The organism is Streptomyces sp. NPDC047525, assembly GCF_040643025.1.
Classification (GTDB): Bacteria; Actinomycetota; Actinomycetes; order Streptomycetales; family Streptomycetaceae; genus Streptomyces; species Streptomyces durmitorensis.
The window spans coordinates 488,035-506,810 of record NZ_JBEYTL010000001.1 but is presented as its reverse complement, the minus strand read 5'-3'; the positions used below and the strand labels follow the sequence as shown (position 1 = coordinate 506,810).

Sequence of the window (18,776 nt, the reverse complement as noted above, 5' to 3'; positions counted from 1 at the left end):
CGCCGCCGGGCGGCCCACACCGACTCGGGGCTCCGCTCCGGACCCCGCTCCTCAAACGTCGGAGGGGCTGATTCTTGCCCCCCGGCGCGCTCACTTTCTGCATCCCGTGCCCCGCACTTCACAAGGAGAAGCTCCCCTTGACCGGCTCCCCCCGCCGCACCCTCGTGACCACGGCCCTCGCCCTGCTCGCCGCGGTCGCGCCCATGACACCCTCGGTCGCCGCGGCGCCCCGAGCAGCGGCCGCCGCCGACGCGCCCGCCGACCTGGACCTGTCCACGTCCCGGGCGCAGTGGGTCGACCGCAACACCGTCGCCTGGGACGTCCAAGGCGACTCCGCCACCCAGGAGCTGGTGTACGCCCACGACGGACAGCTGACCGTCAAGGACGGCGCACTCGTCGGCGAGGGACGGCGGATCCGCCTCGCCCCGACCGAGGGCGGCCTGACCGACGCCCAGCGCAAGAAGTACCCGCACCTGAAGGGCTACGCGGCCTTCACCGTCGACCCACGCGACCGGGAGCGCGTCCGCCACGCCCTCACCGGCCAGCTCGTCGCCACCCGCAGCAGCGCCGACGGCACCCTGCTCACCGCCACGGGTGTCCAGACACAGGGCGTCCTCGACGACCTCTACAGCGCGACCGCCACCAAGGCCGCCCTCGGCCCGCAGTTCCGTGACGGCCGCCCCACCCTGGCCCTGTGGGCTCCCACCGCCCAGTCGGTCAGCCTCGAAATCGACGGCAAGCGCGTGGCGATGCGGCGCGACGACACCAGCGGCGTGTGGTCCGTCGCCGGAGCCAGGAGCTGGACGGGCAAGCAGTACCGTTACGTCGTGAAGGTGTGGGCGCCCAGCGTCCAGAAGGTCGTCACCAACAAGGTCACCGACCCCTACTCCACGGCGCTCACCGCCGACTCGCGGCGCAGCATCGCCGTCGACCTCGACGACCCGAAGCTCGCCCCCAAGGGCTGGGAACAGCTGAGGAAGCCGACGGCGACGCCGCTGCGCGACGCGCAGATCCAGGAACTGCACATCCGCGACTTCTCCGTCGAGGACCGCACGGCGCGCCACCCCGGCCAGTACCTCGCCTTCACCGACACGGCGTCCGACGGGATGAAGCACCTGCGCAAGCTGGCCAGGGCGGGGACCTCCTACGTCCACCTGCTGCCTGCCTTCGACATCGGCACCATCCCCGAGCGCGCCGCCGACCAGGCCACGCCCGACTGCGACCTGACGGCGCCCGCCCCGGACTCCGACGCACAGCAGGCCTGCGTCACCAAGACCGCGGCCAAGGACGCCTACAACTGGGGCTACGACCCCCTGCACTACACCGTGCCCGAGGGCAGCTACGCGAGCGACCCGTCCGGAACCCACCGCACGGTCGAGTTCCGGCAGATGGTGCAGGGCCTCAACGGCTCCGGTCTGCGCACCGTGATGGACGTCGTCTACAACCACACCGTCGCGAGCGGCCAGGCCGACAAGTCCGTCCTGGACAAGATCGTGCCCGGCTACTACCAGCGGCTCATGGCCGACGGCACGGTGGCCACCTCCACCTGCTGCGCCAACACCGCCCCCGAGAACGCCATGATGGGCAGACTCGTGGTCGACTCCCTTGTCACCTGGGCCAAGGAGTACAAGGTCGACGGCTTCCGCTTCGACCTGATGGGACACCACCCCAAGGCCAACATCCTGGCCGTCCGCAAGGCCCTGGACGCGCTGACCCTCAAGAAGGACGGCGTCGACGGGAAGAACATCGTCCTGTACGGCGAGGGCTGGAACTTCGGCGAGATCGCCGACGACGCCCGCTTCGTCCAGGCCACCCAGAAGAACATGGCGGGCACGGGCATCGCCACCTTCTCCGACCGCGGTCGCGACGCGGTGCGCGGCGGCGGCCCCTTCGACGAGGACCCCGGCGTCCAGGGCTTCGCCAGCGGCCTGTTCACCGACCCCAACGCGTCGAAGGCGAACGGCACCCCGGCCGAACAGAAGGCCCGGCTCCTGCACTACCAGGACCTCCTGAAGGTGGCCCTGACCGGCAACCTCGCCGCGTACACCTTCACCGACTCCGCGGGAAAGCGGGTCAAGGGCTCCGAGGTCGACTACAACGGCGCCCCCGCCGGCTACGCGGCCGCCCCCGGCGACGCCCTCTCCTACTCCGACGCCCATGACAACGAATCGCTGTACGACGCCCTGGCCTTCAAGCTGCCCGCGGACACCACGGCCGCCGAGCGCTCCCGCATGCAGGTGCTCGCGATGGCGACCTCCACCCTGGCCCAGGGCCCGTCCCTGTCCCAGGCCGGCAGCGACCTGCTGCGCTCCAAGTCCCTGGACCGCAACTCCTACGACAGCGGCGACTGGTTCAACGCCCTGCACTGGAACTGCCGGGACGGCAACGGCTTCGGCCGCGGCCTGCCCCCGGCCGCCGACAACAAGGACAAGTGGCCTTACGGCAAGCCCTTGTTGACGTCCGCGTCCCTGACCCCTGGCTGCGCGGAGATCAACGGAACGTCGGCCGCCTACCAGGACCTGGTGAAACTGCGCGCGACCGAGCCCGCGTTCTCCCTGGCCACGGCAGGCCAGGTGCAGTCCCGGCTCTCGTACCCGCTCTCGGGTACGTCCGCCGAGACTCCCGGCGTCATCACCATGGAGCTCGGGAACCTCGTGGTCGTCTTCAACGCGACCCCGGACGCGCAGGAGCAGCGCGTCGCGGATCTCAAGGACAGCGCGTACTCGCTGCACCCCGTCCAGGCGAAGGGCGCCGACCCGGTGGTCAAGTCGGCCTCTTACGAAAGGAGTTCAGGCACCTTCAGCGTCCCCGCACGGAGCGTCGCCGTCTTCGAGCGAGGCTGAACCAGGGGCCTGACCGGGCCCCGCGAAACAACCGATCCGGGCTGATGGCGCGTCGGCCCTCCCACGTACCCCACTACGTACAGGAGGCCGCATGTCGCACCACACATCACGCCTGCTCGTGGCCGCCGTCCTGGGCGGCCTGCTCCTGACCCTGTTGCCAGGGGCCGGGAGCGCCGCCCAGGGCAAGGCCGCGGCCGCCGTCGCGGAGCCCGCGAGCATGCTGGGCGGGGACCCGCGCAAGGACGCGATCTACTTCGCGATGACCGCGCGCTTCAACGACGGCGACGCGTCCAACAATCGGGGCGGCAACCAGCACACGTCGTCCGGTAACGCGGCCAACGACGACCCCATGACCCGCGGCGACTTCAAGGGCCTCGCCGAGAAGCTGGACTACATCAAGGGCCTCGGCTTCTCCGCGATCTGGATCACCCCGGTGGTGATGAACCGGTCGGACTACGACTACCACGGCTATCACGGGTACGACTTCTACACGATCGACCCGCGCCTGGAGTCGGACGGTGTCTCCTACCAGCAGCTCATCGACCGGGCGCACGCCAAGGGCATGAAGATCTACCAGGACGTCGTCTACAACCACAGCTCGCGCTGGGGAGCCAAGGGCCTGTTCACCCCGACCGCGTTCGGCGTCCAGGACGAGGAGTGGGGCGACTACTACGACGACAAGGTCGACGGCAAGGAGTACGACCCGCTCCAGGAGGACGCCCAGGGCAACCCCTACAACGGCGACCGCTGGTCCACCGCCGAGCCCGCGGGCAACACCTGCAAGGACTGGGGCAAGCAGTCGGGCACCGGTTCGGACGGCCGGAAGATCTACAACTGCCAGTGGCCGAGCCCCACATCAGGCATGTTCCCCGCGTCCAAGTACCACCAGTGCTGGATCGGCAACTGGGAGGGCGAGGACTCGCGCAGCTGCTGGCTCCACGACGACCTGGCGGACTTCAACACCGAGAACTCCGAGGTGCAGCAGTACCTGATCGACGCCTACGACAAGTACATCGACATGGGCGTCGACGGCTTCCGCATCGACACCGCCGTGCACATCCCGCGCACCACCTGGAACCGCCGCTTCCTGCCCGCGCTGCACGACAAGCTGGTGGCGAAGTACGGCGCTGACAAGGCCGACGACTTCTACGTCTTCGGCGAGGTCGCGGCCTTCGTCAACGACAAGTGGAACCGCGGCTCGGTCAACCACTCCGCGCAGTTCTACACGTGGAAGGAGCGCAAGGAGTACAGCGCCGACGACGCGGCGGCGTCCTTGGAGATGTACGCCTACGAACAGGCGCAGGGCACGGGCAACCAGCCGACGAGCACCAACGCGTTCCTGGAGGGGAACAGCTACCACGCCCCCGACCGCACGAAGTTCTCCGGGATGAACATCATCGACATGCGGATGCACATGAACTTCGGCGACGCCCCGAACGCGTACAACAACGGCAAGGACTCCGACGACTCCGTCAACGACGCGACGTACAACGCCGTGTACGTCGACAGCCACGACTACGGCCCGAACAAGTCCTCCACCCGTTACGCGGGCGGCACCGACGCCTGGGCCGAGAACATGGCCCTGATGTGGACCTTCCGCGGCATCCCAACCCTCTACTACGGCTCGGAGATCGAGTTCCAGAAGGGCAAACAGATCGACTGCGGCCCCAAGTGCCCGCTGGCCGGCACGGGCCGCGCCTACTACGGAGACCACCTCGAAGGCACGGTCACGGCCTCGGACTTCGGCACGGTGGAGAGCGCGAGCGGCAAGGTCGCGACCACCCTGGACCAGCCCCTGGTCAAGCACGTGCAACGCCTCAACCAGATCCGCAGGGCCGTGCCCGCGCTCCAGTCGGGCCAGTACTCGACCGAGGGCATCACCGGCCAGATGGCATACAAGCGCCGCTACACCTCGGGCTCGGTCGACAGCTTCGCCCTCGTCACCGTCTCCGGCGACGCGAGCTACACCGGCATCCCCAACGGCACCTACACCGACGCCGTCACCGGCGACAAGAAGACCGTGACCGACGGCAGACTCTCCGTCGCGTCCCCCGGCAAGGGCAACCTGCGCGCCTACGTCCTCGACCTGCCGGGCAATCCGGCACCGGGCAAGGTGGGAGCGGACGGCCCGTACCTCAAGTAGCGGAGGTCTCCCTCTCGGGGTTGTTGGCGGCGGGGACGAGCCGGTAGGCGGCCCCCTCAGGAACCACGTGGCCGGCGGTCGGCGGCGGGAAGTGGCTGCCGAGCAGCAGCGTGCCGGTGCCGGAGAGTGAGCTGAGGAGCTCCCGGCGGGTCCTTGCCGCCGCCGCGGGGTCTGTGTCCACGCAGCTTCCCAGGCCGGGGTCGGCCAGCTGGACGGGATGGTGGATGCAGTCACCGGTGATGAGTGCGCGCTCGCCCTGGCTGCTCAGCTCCACCGCCACCTGGCCCGGTGTGTGGCCCGGGGTGGGGCGCAGGCGGACACCCGGGGCGATGTCGATGTCGATGGCGGATCCGTCGCGAGGTACGTCGACGAGGTCGAGCAGGCCCGCGTCCTTGATGGGGTGCACGGAGTCCCGGAACATCTGGCGCCGGGCCTCGTCCATGTCGGCGGCGGCCCAGTGGTCCCATTCGGTGCGGGTCGTGAGGTAGCGGGCGTTGGGGAAGGTGGGCACCCAACTGTCCCTGTCCGCCCGGGTGTTCCAGCCGACGTGGTCGGTGTGCAGGTGGGTCAGGACGACGAGATCCACCGAATCGGGCGCGAACCCCGCTTGGGTCAGCCGCTCCAGGTAGTCGCTGTTCAGGTTGGACCACGCGGGGTTGGCCCGCTGCTTGCCATTGCCGATTCCGGTGTCGACGAGCACGCGCAGTCCGTCGACGTCGACCGCGAAACTGTGGCTCGCGAGCCGCAGGACGCGCTGTTCGTCCGCGAAGTCCGGCTGAAGCCAAGGGGCTTGGGCGACGACCTCGGGGGTGGCTCCGGGCAGCAGCCAGGGGCCCGTCTGCGGGGGCAGGGGTACCTCGTCGACGCGGTGGACGGTGATGTCTCCCACGGTCCAGGTCGGGGAGACGGGGCGGGTGGCGGCGTGGTGCGCGGTGGCGTGCATGCGGTGTTCCTCTGTCCGGTGCGTGAGCGTGACGCGGCCCTGTGGCTAAAAGCAACGTGTTTGCGTTAAGTCAGCGTAGGGCCTATCGTCGCGTTAAAGCAAACAATTCGCGTTTGAGTGTCATCGCGCTGTGGTGGGCCTCCGGCCGGCGCCGCGCGACGCGCCGAACCGAGTCGAGAGGGCCCGCATGGACACCGCCGAACTCACCCCGCAGGAGGCCGCCCGAGGGGCGCTCCGGGCGGGCCTGCCGCTGGCAGAGGACCGTCACGAGGTGGTGGCATCGACCGCCCAGCACATCCATTCCGTCATCGCCAGGCTGCGCGAACTGGACTTCGGGGAGACGCCGCCCGCGATGTCCTACTCGGCCGAGCTGGAGGACGTACGTACGGCAGGGATGGAGGATGCAGATGCAGCCGTTTGAGCTGTCGCTGGCCGATGCCGCCCGCGCGGTGGCCGCGGGGGAGCTGTCCCCGGTCGAGCTGACCGATTCCGTGCTGGAGCGCATCGCCGCGGTGGAAGACCGCCTCCAGGCCTACGTCACCGTCGCCGCGGACGCCGCCCGGCGAGCGGCGGCCGATGCCGAGCGCGAGATCGCCCGGGGCCGCTCGCGCGGCCCGCTGCACGGAATACCCATGGGCCTGAAGGACCTGATCGACGTCAAGGGCATGCCCACCACGGCGAGTTCCCGCGTCAGGGCGGACCACGTCGCCGAGGGCGACAGCACCGTCGCGGCGCGCCTGTCCGAGGCCGGAGCGGTGCTGCTCGGCAAGACCCACACCCACGAGTTCGCGTACGGGCTCACCACCCCTCAGACGCACAACGCCTGGGATGACAGCCGTGTCGCGGGCGGGTCGAGCGGGGGCTCGGCCGTCGCCGTCGCGGCGGGAGAGGCCACCTTCGCGCTGGGGACCGACACCGGCGGCTCGATCCGCGTCCCCGCGGCGCTCAACGGCGTGGTCGGCCTCAAGCCGACGTACGACCTGATCTCCCGCCACGGCGTGACGTCCCTGTCCTGGTCCCTGGACCACGTCGGCCCCCTGACCCGCACGGTGCGGGACGCCGCGCTCGTCCTCGACGCGCTGGTGGGACAAGGCCGGTACGACCCCGCCGGACACGCCGCCGTGACCGGCGGCCGGGACTCCCCGGGGGCGGGTGACCTGTCGGGGCTGCGGGTGGGAGTGCCGCGCAACCACTACTTCGAGCGGATCAGCCCCGAGGTCGAGGAGAGCGTGCGGCGGGCCATCGGGCAGCTCCAGGACCTGGGAGCCGAACTCGTCGAGGTCGAGATCCCCATGGCGCGCTACTTCCAGGCCATCCAGTGGGGGCTGATGGTCCCCGAGGCGACCTCGTACCACGAGGGGACCCTCCGCTCGACTCCCGATCTCTACGCGCCGGACGTCCGCGTCCTGCTGGAGGCGGGCGAGCTCGTGACCGCCGGCGACTATCTCCGGGCCCAGCGCGCGAGGGCGCTGATGCGCGAGGCCTGGGCGCGGATGCTCGGCCACGTCGACGTGATCGCGGCGCCGGCGGTGCCGATGACGGCGGTCAAGTCCGGTCAGGACAGCGTGGAGTGGGCGGACGGCACGGTCGAGGCCGTCTCCGACAGCTACGTCCGCCTCTCCGCCCCGGCCAACATCACGGGCGTACCGGCGCTGACCCTGCCCGTCGGGCAGGACCACGCGGGCATGCCGATCGGCATGCAGCTGATGGGCCGCCCCCGCGGTGAGGCGACCGTGCTGCGGGCCGGGCATGCCTATGAGGTGGCCACGCGAAAGGAAACGGTCATCGGCAGTGGCTGGAGTGGCGGGGGCGGCGCTTAGAAGCAACGATTTTGCATTAGGGAGATAAAGTGGAGCCATGAGTCCCAAGCCCATGGTCAGGCCCGGAGGGCGCAGCGCCCGAGTCCAGGAGTCGGTCCACACGGCGGTCCGTCAGCTGCAGGCCGAGGTGGGGCGCGAGGCGCTGACCGTTCCGCTCGTCGCCGCCCGCGCGGGGGTGACACCGTCGACCGTCTACCGCCGGTGGGGTGACTTGCAGGAGCTCTTGTCCGACGTCGCGGTGGAACACCTGCGCCCTGACGGGCCGCCGGCCGACCTCGGGACCCTGCATGCGGACCTCGGCGCCTGGGCGGAGCAGTTCCTCGACGAGATGGCATCCCCACCGGGGCGCGCGTACATCAGGGACGCGCTCCTCGGCGACCCGGACGGGAACAACGCGGGCCAGTGCTCCGACTTCGCCGCGGACCAGATCGAGATCGTCCTGTCCCGTGCGTCGGACCGGGGCGAGGCCGTCCCGGACACCGAGCAGGTGATCGACCAGATCGTGGCACCGATGATGTACCGCATTCTCTTCCGCCCCAGCCAACTGGACGCCGCCTACGCGCGCGCACTCGTGGAGCGCACGCTCTCGAAGGCCTAAATCCTGCGAACAGAATCAGCCCGGAACGGATCAACTTCACGCACTTGCGGTCGCGATGAGAGTCCGTGGTGTCAGCTACCTGTCGCCTTCCGCGGGGATGCGTGGCCGTGCGGTACGGACCGCTAGCGTGTGGTCCGCACTTGTTCCCGTCGGGCCCTGTGGGTCCCGGAGGTGAGAGATGGCGGATGCCGGCTCGGCGTCGCTCGGTACGATCCCGGTCCAGCACCTGCGGGCGGGTGACCATGCTTTCGTCAGTTACGCCGACGACGATGCGGGCCGCGACGTGGTGTCCGCTTTCGCCTGGTCCGGGCTCGTGAAGCGCGAGAAGGTGATGGTCTTCGCCGCTCCGCACCTGCACGAGGAACAGGTGTGGGACCGGCTCGACGCGCCGGGGGCCCTGTTGGGAGCCGCCCGCGAACAGGGGCAGCTGGTACTCAGCAGCATGCGCGCCCTCATCCACCCTCAGGACGCGTTCACGCCCGACCGGCAGTGGGAGCGCATCACGGAGGAGACCGACCGGGCCCTGGCCGAGGGCTACAGCGGGCTGCGCACCTACATCGACATGCACTGGGTGGGGGCTCTCGGCGCCGATGTCGAGGTGATGATGCACCGTGAGTCCCACGCCCAGCATCTGTTCACCGACCGCCCCTACACCGAGATCTGCGCCTACGACAGCCGCTGGTTCGACCCGGGTGTCCTGGAGGCCATGCACGAGGCACACCCCTGCCGACTGCTGCCCCGCCTGGGTGCGCTGCACGTGGAACAGGCGGAGGGGTTGGTGCAGTTGGTCGGTGAGGCGGACATCGCCACCCGGGAGGAGTTCATCGGCGCCGTGCGCGAAGGCCTCAGGCACAGCGAGAACTCCCGGCCGCTGACCGTGGACCTGTCCGGCCTCGTCTTCCTCGGCGTCGCCTGTGCGGTGGATCTGCTGCGCCTCGTCCTGGAGCACCCGCACGGACCGGTCCGGGTCCACTGTCCACCGACACAGGCCCGCATACTGCGCCGAGCAGGTGCCGACCAGGTGCCGAACATGGTGATCAGTGAGGTGGACCGCTGATGACACCCACGCCAGGTCCCCGCGAGGTCCCGCCCGTCACCCTGCTGGAATCGCGCTTCACCCAGGACGACCTGCCCCGGCTGCGGATGCTCGTCGAACAGTACGCAGGCCACCAAGGCCTGACCGAGCCGCGGCGCAGCGAGTTCATCGTGGCTCTGGACGCCGTGGCGGTCAACGCGGTCGAGCACGCGGGCGGTGGCGGCAGGCTGGTTCTCCAGCGCAGCAACGGCCATCTTGCCTGCCACATCCACGACATGGGCCCCGGCTTCAGTGCCGACGTCATTCCTGAGCTGGCTCCCGGACTCGACGGCCGGCTGGGCGGGCGGGGACTGTGGCTGGCCGGCCTGCTCACCGACGAGCTCACCATTTCCGCTGGCCCCGGCGGGAGCATGGTGACCCTGACGGTGGAACTGCCCAAGGCCCACGGCTGATCGAGATCAGGGCCGTTGCAGGGCCAGCGGGACCCGCAGCGTGGCACGGCCCTCCGCGTCAAGGAGCCAGCCCATGCGCTTGGCCGAGTGGAGGGCCACCGTGCGGTCCTTGACCTCCAGGAAGGGGAAGCGGTCCGCCAGCACGGCCTCGAAGGGGCTGATGGAGTTCAGGCCGTGCAGCCACACCATGACGAGGAGGTTGTGCGGCCCGCTGACGGACACGCACATCCGGACCTGCTCCATGCGGGACAGAGCGTTGCCGGTGGGTTCGAGGTGGGCGAGCGGCACGACCGCCCGGTAGATCACCATGGCGGGCAGCCCGGCCAGGGGGTGGGCGATGTCGCAGCGGAAGGTGACGTCGCCCTGGTGGATCAGACGCCGGACCCGGCGCCTCGCGGTGTGCTCGCTCATCCCCGTCGCCTCGCCGAGCTCGGTGTAGCCGAGCCGCCCGTCGCCGCCCAGAGCGGTCATCAGCGCCTGGTCCTCGGGGGACGGGCGGTCGTGCATGTCCGTGCTGTAGGCGGTCTGCCGCAGGGCGCCGTGCGGCGCCGAGAGCGTGGCGCGGCCCGCCGGTTCCAGGGCTCGGATGCGCCAGTCGCTGCCTTCCCCGTACTGGGTGATCCCGAGCCGGGTGCGGGTCGAGCGCACGCCCCGCAGACCGCCGATCGTGCGGTGGACCGCACGGCCCAGGGTGGGCAGATCGGTGGCGGCGACCGACGCGAAGAGATCGAAGTCGCCGGCCGTCTCGTCGACGCTGAACACCCACGGCAGTTCGGAGAGCGCGGCGCTCACCGACTCCACACGCCGCGGCCGGCAGCGCACCTCGACATAGGCGACCGTGGCCGATTTCGCCGCGTCGTACGCGGTGATCCACGCGAGCCGGCTCGCGTGCAGACGCTCCCAGCGGCGGGCGGCGGTGGTCGCGTCCACACCGAGCGCCGCGCCGATGCGGGTCCACGGCGCGCGCGGCGCCGCCTGGAGCGCGTCGACGAGTGCGAGGTCGAGCTCGGAGAAGCGGGCGCGGGAATCCGGTGCGTCGGGTGCGGCAGAGAGGCTTTCCTGCAATTTCGGTCCTCACTTGTGCGGAGGTCGGATCGTAAGGGCACTTCCCGGCCGACGGCCAGTATCGGCCCCTTGCAGAGAGGAGCGTCGTGCCTGCTCCGCCCCCGGCGGCATCGCGCCCCAAGGCCATGAACCGCACCGTCAGAACCACGGTGGCGCTGCTGTTCGCCGCCTGGCTCGTCGACTACGCCGACCGGCTCGTGATCAACCTCGTCCTGCCGTCCATCGGCGCGGAGTTCGACCTCGACCGCGGCCAACAGGGCCTGGTCGTCTCGGCCTTCTTCCTCTCGTACGCGGCCTGCCAGATCCCCGGCGGACTGCTCGCCGACCGGTTCGGCGCCAAGCGGGTCACCTGCTGGGCCCTGCTCGCCTGGTCGCTGTTCACGGCGCTGACCGGCCTGGCCTGGTCCTTCGCCGCGCTCCTCGTGCTGCGTCTGGTCTTCGGGGCGGCCGAAGGGATCTTCCCGCCCGCCTCGATGAAGGTCCTCGTGGAGCGGACCACGTCCGAGGAGCGGATGGGTGCCAACGGGCTGATCATGAGCTCGAACGCGCTCGCCGCCGTGGTGACGCCGCTCCTCGTCGCGCCGCTGATCGGAGCGTTCGGCTGGCGTTCGGCCTTCTTCTCGACCGCGGCGCTCGGCATCTTCGTCCACACCGCGATACGGATGCGGCTGCCTGCTCCCCTTGAGCGTACGGAGGGCTTGTCGCCCTCCGGCCGTGGCGCGAGCCGCGCACTGCTCCGCAATGGTGTGCTGTGGCGTTTCGCCCTGATGCTCTTCGGCTACAGCGTCATCGTCTGGGGGCTCAGCACCTGGGTGCCCTCCTACTTGAGCGAGGAGCGCGGCATCTCCCTGACCTCGGCCGGCGCACTCGTCGCCGTCCCCGCGCTCGCCGCGGCCGTCGCCACCGTCATCGGCGGTCGCCTGGCGGACCGGCTCGAAGGCCACCACCGGAAGGTGATCGTGCCCGCGATGGCGGTGGCGGCCGCCGCGCTGCTGCTCATGGCGTTCTCGCCCACCCTCGTCGGATTCGTCGTCTTCGGCACGCTCGCCACGTTCGCCGCCTCGCTCTGCTACATGCCGATCTTCGCCGTGCCGCTGCGGAGTCTGGCTCCCGAGCATGTCGGTGTGGCGTCGGCGATGATCGTCTTCGGCGGGCAGGTGGCCGGCATGGTCGCCCCGCCCGTGATGGGTGTGCTCGCCGACGCCTTCTCCTTCGAAGTCGCCTTCGCCTTCCTGGTGTTCGGCGCGGCCGTCGCCGCCGTCATGGCCGTCGTGACGCCACAGGACACCGCTTCCTTCGAAGCCTCGTCAGTCCACCGCCCGCCCTTCGCCATGGAGACCTCATGACTCCCGTGCTCAGTTCGCTGCTGTCCGGCCTCGACGCCCGGCTCCCCGCCCTGCGCGCCCTGTACGAGGACCTGCACGCCCACCCGGAGCTCTCCTTCCAGGAGGTGCGCACGGCCGGAGTCGTCGCCGCCCACTTGCGGGAGCATGGCTGGACGGTGACCGAGGGCGTCGGAGGAACGGGCGTCGTCGGAGTGCTCTCGGCGGGCGAGGGTCCGGTGGTGCTGCTCCGTGCCGACATGGACGCACTGCCCGTGAAGGAGGAGACGGGACTTTCGTACGCCTCCACCGCGACCGCCGTGGACGGCGAGGGCAGCGAGGTTCCCGTGATGCATGCCTGCGGTCACGACATGCATGTCACCTGTCTGCTCGGCGCCTCCGCGCTGCTCGCCGCCAACCGAAACGCCTGGCGGGGCACGGTCGTCGCCGTGTTCCAGCCCGCCGAGGAGGTCGGCGGGGCACCGGCCATGATCGCCGACGGCTTCCTGGAACGCTTTCCGCGCGCCGAGGTGTGCCTCGGGCAGCATGTGGCACCCGCCCCCGTCGGTTTCATCGGCACCAGGCCGGGACCGGTGATGGCCGCATCCGACAGCCTGCGGGTGCGCCTGTGCGGGCGGGGCGGCCACGGCTCCACACCCGAGACGACGGTGGATCCCGTCGTCATGGCCGCCGCGATCGTGATGCGGCTGCAGACGGTGGTCTCGCGCGAGGTGGGGGCGGGACAGACCGCGGTGGTGACCGTGGGGTCGATCCACAGCGGCACCAAGGAGAACATCATCCCGGACACCGCCGATCTCCGGATCAACGTCCGCAGTACGACCCCGGCGGTGCGGGACCTGGTCCTGGCCGCCGTGCGCCGGATCATCCGCGCGGAGGCAGCCGCGTCCGGCGCTCCCAAGGAGCCTGAGATCACGGACTTCAACGCGTTCCCCGTGACCGTCAACGACCCCCAGGCCACGGCGACCGTACAGGCGGGTCTCACCCGCGCCCTGGGGGAGGGGCGGGTCTTCACCCTGCCCCAGACGCTGACCGGCAGCGAGGACTTCGGCACGTTCGGCACCGCGCTCCAAGTGCCCTCGGTCTTCTGGTACTTCGGCGGCGCCGACCCGGTGGCGTACGAGGGAGTGACCCTCGACGCCCTGCTGGAGAACGGCATTCCGCCGGAGATACCCGGCAACCACTCGCCGCTGTTCGCACCCGTCCCCGATCCCACCATCGAGGTCGGCGTGACCTCGCTGCTCGCGGCCGCCGCACAGTGGCTGACAGCCGGCACCGAAGCCGCCCTGACGCCCGAACCCGCCGCCGGCTGAAGAGGAGACAACCATGCAGGCCATGCAGGAAGCCCCTGAACTGATCTTCACCGGCGGCCCGGTCCTCACGATGGACCCCGACCGCCCCCGGGCCCAGGCCCTCGCGGTCCGCGCGGGCCTGATCACCGCCGTGGGCGCCGAGGACGACGTCCTGTCCCTGCGCGGCCCCGGCACCCACGTCGTGGACCTCGGCGGCCGGGCAGTGCTGCCAGGATTCGTCGAGGCCCATGGCCACCCGTCGGTCATGGCCCTGGCCATCGCCCCGCCCGCGGTGGACGTGCGCCCCTTCACCGTGCCGGACGGCGCGGCCGTGTACGCCCGTATCCGCGAGGCCGTGGCGGCGGCGCCGGGCGAACCCGTCGCCGTGTACGGCATTGATCTGCTGCTCCAGCGCGACCTGCCGCTGCCCACCCTGGCGTTGCTCGACGAACTCTGTCCGGACGCACCGCTTGTGGTGTTCACCGCCAGCGGCCACGCCGCCTACGCCAACACGGCCGCCCTGCGTGCCGCCCGGATCACCCGCGATACCCCCGACCCGGCAGGGGCCCGCTTCGTGCGCGACGCCGACGGCGAACCCACCGGCGAGGCCCAGGAGGGCGCCGCCGTCGAGGCGTTCATGTGGGTCGTCGCCGGAGACAGGATGCGGCCCTCCGAGCTCGCCGCCGCGCTTGACTGGGCGTACGCCGAGCATGCGAGGGTCGGGATCACCACGGCAGCCGACCTGGCGACCGAGCCGAGCCTGCTTCCCGCGCTGCGGGCCGCCGCCGAGCGCCCCGGCGCGGTCCTGCGTGTCCGCTCGTACCTCATCGGCACCCCGGAACTGGCCGCCGACACCGAACGCCGCTTTCCCGGACACGCCCCGGCCACCGAGCTGTTCGGCATCTCCGGGATGAAGCTGTGGGCCGACGGCACCGCGTGGCAGGGCAGCATCGCCACCAGCTTTCCCTTCAAGGACAACGAGGCCACGCGCCGCATCGGCATGAACCACTGCGCCCACGGGCCCATGAACTACAGCCCCGGGCAACTCGCCGAACTGGCCTCGGCGTTCACCGCTCAGGGCTACCCCATGGCCTGCCACGTGCACGGCGACATCACCTTCGATGCCGTACTCGACGCGTACGCCGAGGCAGGTGCCGGGGACCCGGAGCGGTTGCGGGCGATGCGCCCGCGCATGGAGCACTGTGGCGCGGTCACCGCGGAGCAGTACCGTCGAGCCGCCGCCATGGGGGCCACGGTCAGCCTCTTCATGGACCACATCCGCTGGTGGGGTGACGTCCTGGCGGACGACCTGTTCGGCGCGGAGGTCGCCGAGCGGTGGATGTCCGTGCGCGCGGCATGGGACGCGGGCCACCGTGTCTCCCTGCACAACGACGGCGTCTGTTCCCCCACCGACCCGCTGGCCTCCGTCGCCACCGCCCTCACCCGCCGCACCCCGGCCAGCGGGCGGATCCACGGCACCGCGCAACGCCTGACCATCGACGAGGCACTGCGCGCGGTCACCGCGAACCCCGCCTGGCAGCTGCACCTGGAGGACGAGATCGGAATGCTCCGCCCCGGCATGCGCGCCGACCTGGCGGTACTGAGCACCGACCCGTACTCCGTACCCGCCGAACGCTTCGAGGAGGAGGTCGCTGTCACGGCCACCTACCTCGGCGGCCGCCCCACATGGACGGCGTGACGGCGCGGAACCTCACGAGGGGTTCGGCGCAGTGCCGCGGGTCAGCCGTGGCGAGGGCCGCCCGGCAGGCCTAGCCTGGGCGGAAAGTGCCGTTATGGGCGCATGTCCGCAGGGCGGAAGGTTGGCAGTCTTGAGCGCGTCCGACGAGAAGCAGAAGCGGCTGGAGCCCGGTGTGGGCCCCGTCCCCACCGGCGATCCGGAGTTTCGTCCCTACCACCATCCGGCCGCCGGCTGGGGCGCCGCCAAGAGCGTCACCCAATTCCTCGTGCGCGAGGGCGCGTTGGTGGACGGGCCACGGGCGATCAAGCGGATGAACCACGAGGACGGCGGTTTCGACTGCCCGGGCTGCGCCTGGCCGGACGACACCAAGGGGCTGCACCTCGACATCTGCGAGAACGGGATCAAGCACGTCACCTGGGAGATGACCCGCAAGCGGGTCGGCCGTGAGTTCTTCGCCGCGCACTCGGTGACCGAGCTGTACGGCTGGAGCGACTACGACCTGGAGAACCAGGGCCGGTTGACGGAACCGATGGTCTACGACCCTGACACGGACCACTACGTGCCCATCGGCTGGAAGGACGCGTTCGATGTCGTCGGCCGTGCACTGCGCGGCCTCGACGACCCCGACCAGGCCGCGTTCTACACCTCGGGCCGCCTCGGCAACGAGGCCACCTTCCTCTACCAGCTGATGGCCCGTGAACTGGGCACGAACAACCTTCCCGACTGCTCGAACATGTGCCACGAGGCCAGCGGCCGAGCGCTCACGGCGTCGCTGGGCACCGGCAAGGGGACCGTCGACCTCAAGGACTGGGAAGCCACCGACGCACTGTTCATCCTGGGCGTCAACGCGGCCTCCAACGCGCCCCGGATGCTCACGGCCCTGGCCGACGCGTACGACCGCGGCGCGCAGATCGTGCACATCAACCCGCTGGTCGAGGCCGCCGCCACCCGCACCATCGTCCCGCACGACTTCACGGACATGGCGCTCAACAAGGCGACACGGACCAGCACCCTGAACCTTCAGCCGCGCATCGGCGGCGACATGGCACTCCTGCGCGGCATGGCGAAGGCGGTCCTGGAACAGTCACCGACCGACCCGAAGGCGCTCGACCGCGAGTTCATCGACCGGCACACCACCGGCTTCGACGAGTACCGCGCCCTGTGCGAGGCCACGCCCTGGGAGGAGATCGAGAACCAGTCCGGGGTCGGCCGCGCCGACGTCCTCAAGGCGGCCCGCGTGTACCGCGACGCCGACCGCAGCATCGTCAGCTGGTGTCTTGGCGTCACCCAGCACGAGCACGGCGTCGACACGGCCCGGGAGATCGTCAACCTCCTGCTCCTGCGCGGAAACCTGGGACGGGAAGGAGCAGGTCCGTCCCCGGTGCGCGGGCACAGCAACGTCCAGGGCAACCGCACCTGCGGCATCGACCACCGCCCAAGTGAAGAGTTCCTGAGCCGCCTTGCCGAGGTCTGCGACATCGAGCCGCCCCGCGAGCACGGCCTGGACACCGTCGCCACCATCAAGGCCATGCACCGGGGCGAGGTGAAGGTGTTCGTCGGCATGGGCGGCAACTTCGCCCTGGCGGCGCCCGACACCCCGTACACCTACGAGGCGCTGCGCACCTGCGACCTCACCGTCCAGGTCAGCACCAAGCTGAACCGCAGCCATCTCGTCCACGGCCGCAAGGCCCTCATCCTGCCGTGCCTGGGCCGCACCGAGAAGGATCATCAGCGCACGGGCGTCCAGAGCACATCCGTCGAGGACTCGATGAGCATGGTGCACCTGTCCGTCGGCATGAAGCGCCCCGCCTCACCGCACCTGCTCTCCGAGCCGGCGATCGTCGCGGGCATGGCCCGAGCGGCCCTGCCCGACAGCGCCACCCCCTGGGAGTGGTACATCGAGGACTACGACCGCATCCGCGACACCATGGCCCAGGCCCTCGACGGCTTCGAGGACTTCAACCGCCGTGTGCGCCTTCCCCTCGGCTTCCGCATCAAGCAGCCCGCCCGTGAGCTGGTCTTCCGTACGCCGTCCGGGCGAGCCGAGTTCTCCGTCGCCGCCCTGCCCGACGTCGTCCCCGCCCCCGGCACGCTGGCCCTGGGCACCATGCGGTCGCACGACCAGTGGAACACCACCATCTACTCCGACAACGACCGCTACCGAGGCATCAAGAACCTGCGCACGCTCGTCTTCATGAACCGGGACGACATGCGCGAGCGCGGTATCACCGAATCGGCCCCCGTCGACATCACCAGCACCGCCAAGGACGGCAGCAGGCGCCACCTCAACGGCTACCTGGCCATCCCGTACGACATCCCACGGGGCTGCGCGGCCGGCTACATGCCCGAGATGAACGTGCTGTGCGCGCTCGGCGACTACAGCACCCAGAGCGACCAGCCGATCATGAAGCACGTCAAGGTCACGATCACCGCCGCCCGGTGAACTGCGCGTCCAGACGGGCGCGCATACGCTGACCCTGTCCGTTTTGATCCTTTGGTCCCTCTGGAGCTTCATGGTCACCCCGCAGCCCGTGGTCACACCGCCTGCCAGGGCCGCCGTGTTCCTGGTGGCCACCGTGGCCCCCGGCGGTGAGGCCGCCGTACGTGATGCCCTCGCCGATCTGGCGGGGCTGACCCGATCGGTGGCGTTCCGCTGCCCCGACGACGGCCTGACCTGCGTCGCGGGCATCGGCTCCCGGGGGTGGGACCTGCTCGTGGCGGGGCCGCGACCCCGCGAACTGCACCCCTTCGAGCCGCTACGAGGCCCGCGCCACCAGGCGCCGGCCACCCCGGGCGACCTCCTGTTCCACCTGCGCGCCAGACGCATGGACCTCTGCTTCGAGCTGGCCCGGCTCATCGTGGAGCGGCTGGGCCCCGCCGTGACCGTCGTCGACGAGGTGCACGGCTTCAAGTACTTCGACGAGCGTGACCTGCTCGGGTTCGTCGACGGCAGCGAGAACCCCGGGGGAGGAGCGGCGGCCGACGCCGTGTTCGTCGGCGACGAGGATCCGCGTTTCCGGGGCGGCAGCTACGTGATCGTGCAGAAGTACGTGCACGACATGACGGCCTGGCAGGCGCTCACCGTCGAGGAGCAGGAACACGTCATCGGACGCACCAAGCAGGAGAACGTGGAGCTGCCGGACGACATCAAGCCGGACGACTCGCACGTCACGCTCAACACGATCGTCGACGACGACGGGGTCGAGCGGAAGATCGTGCGAGAGAACATGCCGTTCGGGCAGATCGGCCGCGGCGAGTTCGGCACGTACTTCATCGGCTACGCGCGCACGGCCGCGGTGACGGAGCAGATGCTGCGCAACATGTTCCTCGGTGACCCTCCGGGCCGGACGGACCGCATCCTCGACTTCTCCACGGCCGTGACCGGAGGCCTGTTCTTCGTGCCCGACGCCGACCTGCTCGGCGACCTCCCCGACTTCGCGCCCGCCGATGCGGCAGTCGATGCGGAAGCCGATGCCGACACCGCCCCCGTGGCCGACGCCGCCTCCGACGCCTCCCTGGGCATCGGCAGTCTGAAAGGAGCCTGA

At 70.4% G+C, this 18,776-nt stretch carries 13 protein-coding genes and 1 pseudogene; 12 read left to right on the top strand and 2 right to left on the bottom strand.

Annotated elements, in window-relative coordinates:
- Positions 1–137: 137 nt before the first annotated feature.
- Positions 138–2,843 carry a pullulanase-type alpha-1,6-glucosidase gene (pulA, locus tag ABZ833_RS02445; RefSeq protein WP_361039944.1) on the top strand — a complete coding sequence of 902 codons (2,706 nt, stop codon included), beginning with the start codon at positions 138–140 and terminating at the stop codon, positions 2,841–2,843.
- Between the two features lie 220 nt (positions 2,844–3,063).
- Positions 3,064–4,986: pseudogene (locus ABZ833_RS02440) on the top strand (alpha-amylase family glycosyl hydrolase); the annotation flags it as partial.
- Here the strand turns inward: ABZ833_RS02440 and ABZ833_RS02435 are convergent.
- Positions 4,979–5,929, bottom strand: a complete 951-nt coding sequence (locus tag ABZ833_RS02435) for an MBL fold metallo-hydrolase (protein WP_361039941.1) — start codon at positions 5,927–5,929, stop codon at positions 4,979–4,981. The pseudogene ABZ833_RS02440 and the gene ABZ833_RS02435 overlap by 8 nt on opposite strands.
- A gap of 187 nt (positions 5,930–6,116) precedes the next feature.
- On the opposite strand from ABZ833_RS02435, the gene ABZ833_RS02430 reads away from it, so the two are divergent.
- The 5 genes from ABZ833_RS02430 (at position 6,117) to ABZ833_RS02410 (ending at position 9,835) form a co-directional block, all read left to right on the top strand.
- Complete coding sequence (locus tag ABZ833_RS02430; RefSeq protein ID WP_361039938.1) at positions 6,117–6,350, top strand: hypothetical protein; 234 nt, start codon at positions 6,117–6,119, stop codon at positions 6,348–6,350.
- Positions 6,337–7,749, top strand: coding sequence for an amidase (locus ABZ833_RS02425; RefSeq protein WP_361039935.1), 1,413 nt, complete (start codon positions 6,337–6,339; stop codon positions 7,747–7,749). Before ABZ833_RS02430 ends, ABZ833_RS02425 begins: the two co-directional genes overlap by 14 nt.
- A gap of 37 nt (positions 7,750–7,786) precedes the next feature.
- The gene (locus ABZ833_RS02420; RefSeq protein WP_361039932.1) at positions 7,787–8,347 is read left to right on the top strand and encodes a TetR/AcrR family transcriptional regulator; all 561 of its coding nucleotides are present in this window, start codon (positions 7,787–7,789) and stop codon (positions 8,345–8,347) included.
- A 178-nt stretch (positions 8,348–8,525) separates the two neighbouring features.
- Positions 8,526–9,404, top strand: coding sequence for an MEDS domain-containing protein (locus ABZ833_RS02415; RefSeq protein WP_361039929.1), 879 nt, complete (start codon positions 8,526–8,528; stop codon positions 9,402–9,404).
- Positions 9,404–9,835 (top strand): ATP-binding protein, encoded by a 432-nt coding sequence (locus tag ABZ833_RS02410; RefSeq protein ID WP_361039927.1) that lies wholly within the window; start codon positions 9,404–9,406, stop codon positions 9,833–9,835. Before ABZ833_RS02415 ends, ABZ833_RS02410 begins: the two co-directional genes overlap by 1 nt.
- A 6-nt stretch (positions 9,836–9,841) precedes the next feature.
- On the opposite strand, the gene ABZ833_RS02405 is transcribed toward ABZ833_RS02410, so the two are convergent.
- Positions 9,842–10,900 carry an AsnC family transcriptional regulator gene (locus tag ABZ833_RS02405; protein WP_361039924.1) on the bottom strand — a complete coding sequence of 353 codons (1,059 nt, stop codon included), beginning with the start codon at positions 10,898–10,900 and terminating at the stop codon, positions 9,842–9,844.
- A gap of 86 nt (positions 10,901–10,986) precedes the next feature.
- Here ABZ833_RS02405 and ABZ833_RS02400 point away from each other — a divergent pair, with 86 nt between their 5' ends.
- The 5 genes from ABZ833_RS02400 (at position 10,987) to ABZ833_RS02380 (ending at position 18,776) form a co-directional block, all read left to right on the top strand.
- Positions 10,987–12,246, top strand: a complete 1,260-nt coding sequence (locus ABZ833_RS02400) for an MFS transporter (protein WP_361039922.1) — start codon at positions 10,987–10,989, stop codon at positions 12,244–12,246.
- Positions 12,243–13,553 carry an amidohydrolase gene (locus tag ABZ833_RS02395; RefSeq protein WP_361039919.1) on the top strand — a complete coding sequence of 437 codons (1,311 nt, stop codon included), beginning with the start codon at positions 12,243–12,245 and terminating at the stop codon, positions 13,551–13,553. Before ABZ833_RS02400 ends, ABZ833_RS02395 begins: the two co-directional genes overlap by 4 nt.
- A 13-nt stretch (positions 13,554–13,566) precedes the next feature.
- On the top strand, positions 13,567–15,231 hold the full coding sequence (locus ABZ833_RS02390; RefSeq protein ID WP_361039916.1) for an amidohydrolase: 1,665 nt from the start codon (positions 13,567–13,569) through the stop codon (positions 15,229–15,231).
- Between the two features lie 130 nt (positions 15,232–15,361).
- Entirely contained in the window at positions 15,362–17,674 is a 2,313-nt protein-coding gene (locus ABZ833_RS02385) for an FdhF/YdeP family oxidoreductase (RefSeq protein ID WP_361039913.1), read from the top strand.
- Between the two features lie 70 nt (positions 17,675–17,744).
- Positions 17,745–18,776, top strand: a complete 1,032-nt coding sequence (locus tag ABZ833_RS02380) for a Dyp-type peroxidase (RefSeq protein ID WP_361039911.1) — start codon at positions 17,745–17,747, stop codon at positions 18,774–18,776.